Origin of the sequence: Pseudomonas poae (genome assembly GCF_001439785.1) — a bacterium.
GTDB lineage: Bacteria > Pseudomonadota > Gammaproteobacteria > Pseudomonadales > Pseudomonadaceae > Aquipseudomonas > Aquipseudomonas poae.
In genome coordinates, this window is record NZ_JYLI01000010.1 from 131,816 (window position 1) to 143,419 (window position 11,604).

Consider the following 11,604-nt stretch of genomic DNA (forward strand, 5'->3'; position numbering starts at 1 on the left):
TAGATCCTCTATTTAGCGACAAGCTTCAAGCAACAAGTTGCAAGCCAAGCTGATTTTTCCTGCAGCTTGCAGCTCGCAACTTGAAGCTGCTTTTATCAGATATCCAGCAGCAGACGCGCCGGGTCTTCCAGCAGGTTCTTGATGGTCACCAGGAAAGTCACGGCTTCTTTACCATCGATCAGGCGGTGATCGTACGACAGCGCCAGGTACATCATCGGGCGGATCACGACCTGGCCGTTGATGGCCATCGGACGCTGGATGATGTTGTGCATGCCCAGGATCGCGGCTTGCGGTGGGTTGACGATCGGCGTCGACATCATGGAACCGAAGGTACCACCGTTGGTGATGGTGAAGGTACCACCGGTCATCTCGTCGATGGTCAGCTTGCCGTCACGGGCTTTCTTGCCGAAGCCGGCGATGCCGCCTTCGATTTCAGCCAGGCTCATCAGCTCGGCGTTACGCAGTACCGGCACTACCAGGCCACGGTCGCTGGACACGGCGACGCCGACGTCTGCATAGCCGTGGTAGACGATATCGGTGCCATCGATGGAAGCGTTGACTGCCGGGTAGCGCTTGAGCGCTTCGGTAGCCGCTTTCACGAAGAACGACATGAAGCCCAGGCGCACGCCGTTGTGGCTCTTCTCGAACAGGTCCTTGTACTTCGAACGCAGGGCCATGACTTCGGTCATGTCGACTTCGTTGAAGGTGGTCAGCATCGCCATGTTCGACTGTGCTTCAACCAGGCGCTTGGCCACGGTGGCACGCACACGGGTCATCGGCACGCGCTTCTCGGTACGGTCGCCGGCGGCGAACACTGGCGCAGCAGCAGCCGGGGCGGCAGCCTTGGCCGGTGCGGCAGCAGGTGCGTTCTTCTTGGCTTCAACGGCGGCAACCACGTCTTCCTTGGTCACACGGCCATCTTTGCCGGTGCCCTTGACGGACGCCAGGTTGATGCCGTTTTCTTCGGCCAATTGACGCGCAGCCGGGGCGGCGATTGGATCTTCGCCACCTGCAGCCGGTGCGGCGGCAGGTGCAGCAGCAGCCGGTGCAGCAGCGGCAGCAGGCGCCGGAGCGGCAGCGCCGCCCTCTTCGATCGAGCCCAGCACCTGGTTCGACAGAACGGTAGCGCCTTCTTCGGCAACGATCGCGCCCAGTACGCCGTCGGCTTCGGCCAACACTTCCAGGACGACTTTGTCAGTCTCGATGTCGACGATCAGGTCGTCACGCTTGACGGCCTCGCCCGGTTTCTTGTGCCAGGTGGCAACGGTGCCATCGGCAACCGATTCCGGGAATGACGGGGCTTTGATTTCGATAGCCATTATCTGTAGGTCCTTAAAATTCGGTTTCAGTCAGCGCGAAGGCGTTAAACAGTGAAAGCATCTTGCAGCAGTTTTTCCTGCTGCTCGGCGTGCATCGACGCATAACCACACGCAGGTGCAGCAGAAGCATCACGACCGGCATATTCCAGGTTCAGCGCCCGGTTGTGGTTGCCGATACTGCGACGCAAATGATGCTGGCTGCTGTACCAGGCGCCCTGGTTCATCGGTTCTTCCTGACACCACACCACGTTCGTGAGCTGGGTGTAAGGCGCGATGATCTCCATGAGGTCATCTTCCGGGAACGGGTAAAGCTGCTCGATACGCACGATGGCGATGTCTTCGCGGCCTTCGGCGCGGCGTTTTTCCAGCAGGTCGTAGTAGACCTTGCCGCTGCACAGGATCAGGCGCGTGACCTTGGCCGGATCGAGTGTGTCGATTTCTGGAATAACGGTCTGGAACGAACCTTCGGCCAGGTCTTCCAGGGTCGAAATGGCCAGCTTGTGACGCAACAGTGATTTCGGCGTCAGCACGATCAACGGCTTGCGCAGCGGACGGATCACCTGGCGACGCAGCAAGTGGTAGATCTGCGCCGGGGTTGTCGGCACGCATACCTGAATGTTGTGCTCGGCGCACAGTTGCAGGTAACGCTCCAGACGCGCCGAAGAGTGCTCCGGACCCTGGCCTTCATAACCGTGCGGCAGCAGCATGGTCAGACCGCACAGGCGGCCCCACTTGTGCTCGCCGCTGGTGATGAACTGGTCGATCACCACCTGGGCACCGTTGGCGAAGTCGCCGAACTGGGCTTCCCAGATCACCAGCGCCTGCGGCGTGGTGGTCGAGTAACCGTATTCGAACGCCAGCACGGCTTCTTCCGACAGGAACGAGTCGTACAGGTCGAAACGCGGCTGGCCTTCATACAGATTCTGCAGCGGAACGTAGGTGCCCGCGTCTTTCTGGTTGTGCAGCACGGCATGACGGTGCGAGAACGTACCACGGCCGATGTCCTGGCCGGTCATGCGGATCGGGTGACCTTCGAACGCCAGGGTCGCGTACGCCATGGTTTCGGCGTAACCCCAGTTGATCGGCAGGCCGCCGACCTGCATCTTCTGACGGTCTTCGTAGATCTTCGACACTTGGCGCTGTACGACGAAGCCATCCGGAATTTCCAGCAGCTTGGCGGACAGTTCCTGCAGGGTCTTGAGGTCGAACGAGGTGTCGTGACGCGCGGTCCAGGTGTGACCCAGGTACGGACGCCAGTCGACGAACAGCTCTTTGTTCGGTTCCTTGACCAGGCTTTTTACCACGTGCAGGCCGTTGTCCAGCGCGTTGCGGTATTCGTCGATCTTCGCCTGCACACGGGCTTCGTCAACGATGCCGGCCTTGGTCAGGCTTTCGGCATACAGTTCACGGGTGGTGCGCTGCTTGGTGATCTGCTGATACATCAACGGCTGGGTGCCGCTAGGCTCATCCGCTTCGTTGTGACCGCGACGGCGGTAGCACACTAGGTCGATCACCACGTCACGCTTGAACTGCATGCGGTAGTCGACGGCCAGTTGGGTGACGAACAGCACGGCTTCCGGATCATCGCCATTCACATGGAGAATCGGCGCCTGGATCATCTTGGCAACGTCGGTGGCGTACTCGGTAGAGCGCGCGTCCAGCGGGTTGCTGATGGTGAAACCGACCTGGTTGTTGATGACGATGTGGACCGTGCCGCCCGTCTTGAAGCCACGGGTCTGCGACATCTGGAAGGTTTCCAGCACCACGCCCTGACCGGCGAATGCCGCGTCACCGTGGATGGAAATCGGCAGCACTTTCTCACCGGTGGCGTCGTTGCGACGGTCCTGGCGAGCACGCACCGAACCCTCGACCACTGGAGAAACGATTTCCAGGTGGGAGGGGTTGAACGCCATGGCCAGGTGAACTTCGCCGCCCGAGGTCATGACGTTGGACGAGAAGCCCTGGTGGTATTTGACGTCACCGGAACCCAGCTCGACCTTTTTCTTGCCTTCGAACTCGTCGAACAGCTCGCGCGGGTTCTTGCCGAAGGTGTTGACCAGCACGTTCAGGCGACCACGGTGGGCCATGCCGATCACGACTTCCTTGGTGCCGTAGGAACCGGAACGCTGGATCAGCTCGTCGAGCATCGGAATCAGACTTTCGCCGCCTTCCAGGCCGAAACGCTTGGTGCCCGGGTATTTGGTGCCCAGGTATTTTTCCAGGCCCTCAGCGGCGGTTACGCGCTCGAGCAGGTGGCTGCGTACATCGGCGGACAACACCGGACGGCCACGCACGCCTTCCAGGCGATGCTGGAACCAGTGACGTTGCTCGGAATCGGTGATGTGCGTGAATTCAGCGCCGATGGTGCGGCAATATGTCTGCTGCAACGCTTCGTGAATTTCGCGTAGGCTCGCTTCCTCTTTGCCGATGAACAGGTCGCCGGCACGGAAGGTCGTATCAAGATCGGCATTGGTCAAGCCGTAATGATTGATCGACAGGTCAGCGGGTGCAGGACGCTTCCAGAGTCCCAGCGGGTCAAGCTGGGCCGCCTGGTGGCCACGCATCCGGTAAGCCTGGATCAGTCGCAGTACTTCAACTTGCTTCTTCTCGTGCTCACTGCTCACGCTGCCGGCGGAAACCGGTTGGGCGCGGCGCTGGTTCTTGGCCAGCAACACGAACTGATCGCGAATTGTTGCGTGCGATACATCGGTGGCAGCGTTGCCGTCTGAAGACAACGTCTGAAATTTGGTGCGCCATTCTTCTGGCACAGCGTTAGGGTCGTGCAGGTAGAGCTCATAAAGCTCTTCCACATAGGCAGCGTTACCACCTGAAAGATAGCCGCTGTTCCACATGCGCTGCATCACGCTTTCTTGCATGCTTGGTCACCCTCGATTTGGGGACACCACCGGCGAAAACACCGAGTTTGCTTGCAAAAGGCCAAGTGCAGCGACCAAAACAAGCCACTTAGGATCACGCTGATAGTTCGGGTACCAACCCGAATGCCCCTGCTTGTCTCATTTCTTCAAAATAAGAGCTGCGGCTTTGTAAGTCGCTGCTCAAGTTAAAACTACGGCGCCGGTTGAAGCCTGCGCCGCAGCATTTACGGGCACAACGGTCCTGCCTTGTTACAACGCCGGTTACACGCCGCTTTGCAGCAGCATGTTGCGAATGTGACCAATGGCCTTAGTCGGGTTCAGGCCTTTGGGACATACGTTGACGCAGTTCATGATCCCGCGGCAGCGGAATACGCTGAACGGGTCATCCAGCGAAGCCAGACGCTCGGATGTCTTGGTGTCACGGCTGTCTGCCAGGAAGCGATACGCTTGCAGCAGAGCGGCTGGACCCAGGAACTTGTCCGGGTTCCACCAGAAGGACGGGCACGAGGTCGAGCAGCAGGCGCACAGAATGCACTCGTACAGACCGTCGAGCTTTTCACGCTCTTCAGGGGACTGCAGACGCTCGATGGCCGGAGCCGGCGTATCGTTCTGCAGGAACGGCTTAACTTTCTCGTATTGCTTGTAGAAGATGCTCATATCGACAACCAGGTCACGGATAACCGGCAAACCTGGCAGTGGACGAACGATCAGCTTGTTGCCTTTAACCACGGCCGACAGCGGCGTGATGCACGCCAGACCGTTTTTGCCGTTGATGTTCATGCCGTCGGAACCGCACACACCTTCGCGGCAAGAGCGACGATAGGAGAAACCCTCGTCCTGCTCTTTGATCAGTGCCAGCACGTCCAGCACCATCAGGTCCTTACCACCGGTATCGACCTGGAATTCCTGCATGAACGGCGCAGCGTCCTGATCAGGGTTGTAGCGGTAAACACTGACTTTCAACATGGCAGCCACCCTTAGTAAGTCCGAATTTTCGGTTCAAACGTCGGAACAGTCTTCGGCGAGAAGTTCACGGCACGCTTGGTTACGCGCTTGTCACCCGGGAAGTACAGGGTGTGGCACAACCAGTTTTCGTCGTCGCGGTCTTCAAAGTCTTCACGGGCATGAGCACCACGGGATTCTTTACGAACCTCGGCGGCGATCGCCGTCGCTTCAGCCACTTCCAACAGGTTTTGCAGCTCAAGGGCCTCGATACGAGCGGTATTGAATGCCTGGCTCTTATCGTTGATCTTGACGTTGCCGATGCGCTGGCGCAGATCCGCCAGCTGGGCGATACCCTTCTGCATGTATTCGCCGGTACGGAACACACCGAAGTAGTTCTGCATGCAGCTTTGCAGCTCGCGGCGCAGGGTAGCCACGTCTTCGCCATCTGTGCGCTCGTTCAGCGCGTTCAGGCGGGCCAGGGCCGCTTCGATGTTGGCGTCGGTGGCGTCATCGTATTCGATGCCGTCGGTCAACGCTTTTTCCAGGTGCAGGCCGGCCGCGCGGCCGAATACCACCAGGTCGAGCAGCGAGTTGCCGCCCAGACGGTTGGCACCGTGTACCGATACACAGGCCACTTCGCCTACGGCGAACAGACCGTGGATGATTTCGTCCACGCCTTCGGCATTCTGGGTGATCGCCTGGCCATGAATGTTGGTCGGCACGCCGCCCATCATGTAGTGGCAGGTTGGAACAACCGGCACCGGCGCAACCACAGGGTCAACATGGGCGAAGGTCTTGGACAGCTCGCAGATACCTGGCAGACGGCTGTGCAGCACTTCTTCGCCCAGGTGATCGAGCTTGAGCAGTACGTGGTCGCCGTTAGGGCCACAGCCGTTGCCGGCAATGATCTCTTTAACCATGGAACGGGCCACGACGTCACGACCGGCAAGGTCCTTGGCGTTCGGCGCATAACGCTCCATGAAACGCTCGCCGTTCTTGTTGATCAGGTAACCACCTTCACCACGGCAGCCTTCGGTAACCAGTACACCGGCGCCGGCGATGCCGGTTGGGTGGAACTGCCACATTTCGATGTCCTGCACCGGCACGCCGGCACGCAGGGCCATGCCAACGCCGTCACCGGTGTTGATCAGGGCGTTGGTGGTGGAGGCGTAGATACGGCCTGCACCGCCAGTCGCCAATACAGTGGCCTTGGCGCGGATGTAGGAGGTTTCACCGGTTTCAATGCAGATGGCGATCACACCGACGAATGCGCCGTCGGCGTTCTTCACCAGGTCCACCGCGTAGTACTCGTTCAGGAACGTGGTACCGGCTTTCAGATTGCCCTGATAGAGGGTGTGCAGCAGCGCGTGACCGGTACGGTCGGATGCTGCGCAGGTACGGGCAGCCTGCCCGCCCTTACCGTAATCCTTCGACTGGCCGCCGAATGGACGCTGGTAGATACGGCCTTGCTCGGTACGGGAGAACGGCAGACCCATGTGGTCCAGCTCGAACACTGCAGCCGGGCCTTCCTGACACATGTATTCGATAGCGTCCTGGTCACCGATGTAGTCGGAACCCTTGACGGTATCGTACATGTGCCAGCGCCAGTCATCGTTCGGATCGGCGGAAGCGATGGCGCAGGTGATGCCACCCTGGGCGGATACGGTGTGCGAACGGGTCGGGAACACCTTGGTGATCACGGCAGTCTTGTGACCACCCTGGGCCAGCTGCAGCGCAGCGCGCATGCCGGCACCGCCGCCACCAATAATGATGGCGTCGAAGGAAATAGTTGGAATGTTAGCCATGAATCAGATACCCCAAAGAATCTGCACACCCCAGACGAAGTAAGCGAACATCGCGATGCCGCAGACTGCCTGAAAGAGAAAACGGACTGCGGTCGCGGACTTGCCCAGCGCCATCGGCGTCAGGTAGTCGGTCGCGATGGTCCACATGCCGACCCAGGCGTGAGCGCCCAGGGCCACAAGGGCCAGCAGACTGAAGATTCGCATCGCATTGTGGGCGAACAGGCCGTGCCATTGCTCGTAGCCGATGCCCGGGTTTGCGACGAGGTATCCGATCAGGAAAATGAAATAAGCCGCGAGAACGACCGCAGACACACGCTGTGCCATCCAGTCATAGAGGCCTGAACGGGACAGATTCGTTACGCTGGTTACCATATCCAAACTCCTGCCAGAACGATCAGCACCACGGAAATGGCGATGATGATTTTCGAGCCCCGGCGGCCGCCTTCCAGCGTCTCACCGATGCCTGCATCCATGATCAAGTGGCGCACGCCGGCTACCAGGTGATACAGCAGAGCGGACAGAAGGCCCCATGCTACGAACTTGGCCAGCGGGCTGGTCAAGTATGCCTTCACCTCGGCGTAACCTTCCGCGGATTCCAGGGATTTGCTCAATGCGTAAAGCATGATGCCCAGGCCGAGGAACAGGATGATGCCGGAAACACGGTGCAGGAACGACGTAACGCCGGTGATGGGGAGTTTGATGGTCCTTAGGTCTAGGTTTACAGGTCGTTGGCTATTCACGGCTTTTTTTCACACTGAAGAGCCCCTAACAATCAGGGCAAAGTTGTTGGGGAGTGCGACTGGTCAGGTAAGCACCACCCAGGGAGTGCGACCCCCAATGAAAGCAAGCCCAAAAGCCCTTGGCGGTCGGTGGCCGAGTATAGACAGTTAGGCTACTAATGACAACGCGCACTCCTCACCCTAATAGTGGATTGCGCTGGCGCTATAAAAGGCGTAAACGGCAGTCAATTTCGACGAAAAAGTACGGTTAAAGCCTTCTGGAGCAAGACTTTAGGCAAATTGACATCTGAATTTATCTCACTATAGTGGTGCGGGCCCTGCGTGGGGGGCTGTCTGATGATTTGAAGCATAAATAGGAGGCCACATGGCTGACAAAAAAGCGCAGTTGATCATCGAGGGCGCAGCCCCCGTCGAGCTGCCCATTTTAACCGGCACCGTTGGTCCCGATGTAATCGACGTACGGGGCCTGACGGCCACGGGCCGTTTCACTTTCGACCCAGGCTTCATGTCGACCGCCTCATGCGAGTCGAAGATCACCTATATCGATGGCGATAATGGCATTCTGCTGCACCGCGGCTATCCGATCGAGCAACTCGCCGAACAGTCGGACTACCTGGAAACCTGCTACCTGCTGCTAAATGGCGAACTGCCAACAGCCGAGCAAAAGGCCCAGTTCGTCAGCACTGTGAAGAACCACACCATGGTTCACGAGCAGTTGAAGACCTTCTTCAACGGCTTCCGTCGCGACGCCCACCCAATGGCCGTCATGTGCGGCGTGGTCGGCGCCCTGTCGGCCTTCTATCACGACTCCCTGGACATCAATAACCCGCAGCATCGCGAAATCTCCGCGATCCGCCTGGTTGCCAAGATGCCGACCCTGGCCGCGATGGTCTACAAGTACTCCATGGGCCAGCCCATGATGTACCCGCGCAACGACCTGACGTACGCAGAAAACTTCCTGCACATGATGTTCAACACGCCGTGCGAGATCAAACCGATCAGCCCGGTGCTCGCCAAGGCCATGGACCGGATCTTCATCCTCCATGCCGACCACGAGCAGAACGCCTCGACCTCCACCGTGCGCCTGGCAGGCTCCTCGGGTGCCAACCCGTTCGCCTGTATTGCCGCCGGCATTGCCGCACTCTGGGGCCCTGCCCACGGCGGTGCGAACGAAGCCGTGTTGACCATGCTCGATGAAATCGGCGATGTTTCGAACATCGACACATTCATCGCCAAGGCCAAGGACAAGAACGATCCGTTCAAGTTGATGGGCTTCGGTCACCGGGTCTACAAGAACCGCGACCCACGCGCCACCGTGATGAAGCAGACCTGCGACGAAGTGTTGAAGGAGCTGGGCATCAAGAACGATCCGCAACTCGAACTGGCCATGCGCCTGGAAGAGATCGCCCTGACCGACCCGTACTTCATCGAACGCTCGCTATACCCGAACGTCGACTTCTACTCGGGGATCATCCTCAAGGCCATCGGCATTCCAACCAGCATGTTCACCGTGATCTTCGCCCTGGCGCGGACCGTGGGCTGGATCTCCCACTGGAAGGAAATGCTCTCCAGCCCGTACAAGATTGGCCGCCCGCGCCAGCTGTACACCGGCTACGAGTCGCGTGACATTACCAAGCTGGAAGATCGCAAGTAAGCACTTAGCTTAGTTGTACTGAGAACGGCCTCCCTTAGTGGAGGCCGTTTTTGTTTGTGCCGACTGGTCTACCGCTATCGCAGGCAAGCCAGCTCCCACATTTAACTGCATTCCAAAGGGTGTATCCGGTCGGATGTGGGAGCTGGCTTGCCTGCGATAGCAATGGCCCAGACAGCACCGAACCCCAGGCAAAAAAATACCCCGGCCTTTCGACCGGGGCATTTCCTTATCCCGCTACACCCTTAGTGGTTAACCGCCCCACTCGCCCCCAGGCCAGTCTGCGAACGCACAAACTGCGGGAAGTACAACGCACGCTCTTTCTCCGCCGCCGCCGACTTGTCGGTAATGGAGAAGAACCAGATACCCACGAACGCGATGATCATCGAGAACAGCGCCGGGTATTCGTACGGGAAAATCGCTTTTTCATGATGCAGGATCGAGACCCAGATGGTCGGGCCCAGGATCATCAGGCCCACGGCACTGATCAGACCGAGCCAGCCGCCGATCATGGCGCCACGGGTGGTGAGGTTTTTCCAGTACATGGAAAGCAGCAGCACCGGGAAGTTACAGCTGGCGGCAATCGAGAACGCCAGGCCCACCATGAACGCAATGTTCTGACTTTCGAACAGGATGCCCAGGCCGATTGCCAACGCGCCAAGGGCCACGGTGGTGATCTTCGAGACGCGAATCTCATCCTTGTCGTTGGTCTTGCCTTTCTTGATCACGCTGGCATACAGGTCATGGGACACCGCCGAGGCACCGGCCAGGGTCAGGCCGGCAACCACCGCAAGGATGGTGGCGAACGCCACGGCCGAGATGAAGCCCAGGAAAATACTGCCACCCACCGCGTCGGCCAGATGCACCGCTGCCATGTTGTTACCGCCCAGCAAGGCGCCGGCCGCGTCCTTGAACGCAGGGTTGGTGCTGACCAGCAGGATCGCGCCAAACCCGATGATGAAGGTCAGGATGTAGAAGTAGCCGATGAAACCGGTGGCATACAGGACGCTCTTGCGCGCTTCCTTGGCGTCGCTCACGGTGAAGAAGCGCATCAGGATGTGCGGCAGGCCGGCGGTACCGAACATCAGCGCCAGACCCAACGAGAATGCCGAAATCGGATCCTTCACCAGACCACCAGGGCTCATGATCGCTTCACCTTTGGGGTGAACCTTGATCGCCTCGGAGAACAGCATGTTGAAGTCGAAGTTGACGTGCTTCATCACCATCAGTGCCATGAACGAAGCACCGGACAGCAACAGCACCGCCTTGATGATCTGCACCCAGGTGGTCGCCAGCATGCCGCCGAACAGCACGTACATGCACATCAGGATGCCGACCAGGATCACCGCGACGTGATAGTCCAGGCCGAACAGCAGTTGGATCAACTTGCCAGCGCCAACCATCTGCGCGATCAGGTAGAACGCCACCACCACCAGTGAGCCACAGGCCGACAGGCTGCGGATCTGGGTTTGCCCCAGACGATAGGACGCCACATCGGCGAAGGTGTACTTGCCCAGGTTGCGCAGGCGCTCGGCGATCAGGAACAGAATGATCGGCCAGCCCACCAGAAAGCCGATCGAATAGATCAAGCCGTCGTAGCCGGAGGTGTAAACCAGTGCGGATATGCCCAGGAAAGACGCCGCAGACATGTAGTCACCGGCAATCGCCAGGCCGTTCTGGAAACCGGTGATCTTGCCGCCCGCCGCATAATAGTCGGCGGCAGACTTGTTACGCTTGGAAGCCCAGTAGGTGATGCACAAGGTGGCCCCCACAAACGCAACGAACATCACGATCGCTGAGATGTTCAGCGGTTGCTTTTGCACGGCACCGGTCAATGCGTCAGCCGCCCAGACAGCCGGAGCAAACAGCGAAGCGCCGAATATAGCCAATAGACGCCGGATCATTGCGCAGCCTCCTTGAGAATCGCATTGTTCAGGTCGTCAAATTCGCCATTGGCCCGGCGCACGTAGATGCCAGTCAGGACAAAGGCCGACACAATCAGGCCGACGCCCAGGGGAATGCCCCAGGTAATCGACGCACCGGGGCTGATCTTGGCCCCCAGCACTTGTGGTCCGTAGGCGATCAACAGGATGAAAGCGGAGTACAGCCCGAGCATGATCGCCGAGAGAATCCAGGCGAACCTTTCCCTTTTTCTCACCAGCTCCTTGAAGCGCGGGCTGTTTTGAATCGAGAGGTAAATGCTGTCGTTCATTATTTTTATCCTCGCAGCACAGCTTTTTTATTATTGGAACATAGGCACTGTATGCG

At 58.9% G+C, this 11,604-nt stretch carries 9 protein-coding genes; 1 reads left to right on the top strand and 8 read right to left on the bottom strand.

The genetic code is table 11. The features are described 5' to 3' along the window. Positions 1-95: 95 nt before the first annotated feature. The 6 genes from odhB to sdhC form a co-directional block, all read right to left on the bottom strand. Positions 96-1,319: a 2-oxoglutarate dehydrogenase complex dihydrolipoyllysine-residue succinyltransferase gene (gene odhB, locus TU75_RS13965; protein ID WP_003233239.1), complete on the bottom strand. Its 1,224-nt coding sequence runs from the start codon at positions 1,317-1,319 to the stop codon at positions 96-98. A 44-nt stretch (positions 1,320-1,363) separates the two neighbouring features. Then, positions 1,364-4,195, bottom strand: a complete 2,832-nt coding sequence (locus TU75_RS13970; RefSeq protein ID WP_003233241.1) for a 2-oxoglutarate dehydrogenase E1 component — start codon at positions 4,193-4,195, stop codon at positions 1,364-1,366. A 261-nt stretch (positions 4,196-4,456) separates the two neighbouring features. Next, positions 4,457-5,161, bottom strand: a complete 705-nt coding sequence (locus TU75_RS13975) for a succinate dehydrogenase iron-sulfur subunit (protein ID WP_003172807.1) — start codon at positions 5,159-5,161, stop codon at positions 4,457-4,459. An 11-nt stretch (positions 5,162-5,172) separates the two neighbouring features. Next, a complete protein-coding gene (sdhA, locus tag TU75_RS13980; RefSeq protein ID WP_003233243.1) occupies positions 5,173-6,945 on the bottom strand; it encodes a succinate dehydrogenase flavoprotein subunit in 1,773 nt (590 codons plus the stop codon). A gap of 3 nt (positions 6,946-6,948) precedes the next feature. Continuing rightward, complete coding sequence (sdhD, locus tag TU75_RS13985; RefSeq protein WP_003233245.1) at positions 6,949-7,317, bottom strand: succinate dehydrogenase, hydrophobic membrane anchor protein; 369 nt, start codon at positions 7,315-7,317, stop codon at positions 6,949-6,951. Beyond that, on the bottom strand, positions 7,311-7,685 hold the full coding sequence (gene sdhC / locus TU75_RS13990; protein ID WP_003233247.1) for a succinate dehydrogenase, cytochrome b556 subunit: 375 nt from the start codon (positions 7,683-7,685) through the stop codon (positions 7,311-7,313). Before sdhC ends, sdhD begins: the two co-directional genes overlap by 7 nt. 364 nt (positions 7,686-8,049) lie before the next feature. On the opposite strand from sdhC, the gene gltA reads away from it, so the two are divergent. Next, a complete protein-coding gene (gltA, locus tag TU75_RS13995) occupies positions 8,050-9,339 on the top strand; it encodes a citrate synthase (RefSeq protein ID WP_003233249.1) in 1,290 nt (429 codons plus the stop codon). A 242-nt stretch (positions 9,340-9,581) separates the two neighbouring features. On the opposite strand, the gene TU75_RS14000 is transcribed toward gltA, so the two are convergent. Together TU75_RS14000 and TU75_RS14005 are read right to left on the bottom strand one after the other, a co-directional pair. Continuing rightward, the gene (locus TU75_RS14000) at positions 9,582-11,240 is read right to left on the bottom strand and encodes a cation acetate symporter (RefSeq protein WP_003233251.1); all 1,659 of its coding nucleotides are present in this window, start codon (positions 11,238-11,240) and stop codon (positions 9,582-9,584) included. Beyond that, entirely contained in the window at positions 11,237-11,548 is a 312-nt protein-coding gene (locus TU75_RS14005) for a DUF485 domain-containing protein (RefSeq protein WP_003233253.1), read from the bottom strand. Before TU75_RS14005 ends, TU75_RS14000 begins: the two co-directional genes overlap by 4 nt. Between the last annotated feature and the right edge of the window lie 56 nt (positions 11,549-11,604).

What these genes read in the sequence shown, in the direction of transcription:
- TU75_RS13975 (WP_003172807.1), bottom strand. Translation starts at nt 5,161, where the DNA reads ATGTTGAAAGTCAGTGTTTACCGCTACAACCCTGATCAGGACGCTGCG.
- sdhA (WP_003233243.1), bottom strand. Translation starts at nt 6,945, where the DNA reads ATGGCTAACATTCCAACTATTTCCTTCGACGCCATCATTATTGGTGGC.
- odhB (WP_003233239.1), bottom strand. Translation starts at nt 1,319, where the DNA reads ATGGCTATCGAAATCAAAGCCCCGTCATTCCCGGAATCGGTTGCCGAT.
- TU75_RS14000 (WP_003233251.1), bottom strand. Translation starts at nt 11,240, where the DNA reads ATGATCCGGCGTCTATTGGCTATATTCGGCGCTTCGCTGTTTGCTCCG.
- sdhD (WP_003233245.1), bottom strand. Translation starts at nt 7,317, where the DNA reads ATGGTAACCAGCGTAACGAATCTGTCCCGTTCAGGCCTCTATGACTGG.
- gltA (WP_003233249.1), top strand. Translation starts at nt 8,050, where the DNA reads ATGGCTGACAAAAAAGCGCAGTTGATCATCGAGGGCGCAGCCCCCGTC.
- TU75_RS14005 (WP_003233253.1), bottom strand. Translation starts at nt 11,548, where the DNA reads ATGAACGACAGCATTTACCTCTCGATTCAAAACAGCCCGCGCTTCAAG.
- TU75_RS13970 (WP_003233241.1), bottom strand. Translation starts at nt 4,195, where the DNA reads ATGCAAGAAAGCGTGATGCAGCGCATGTGGAACAGCGGCTATCTTTCA.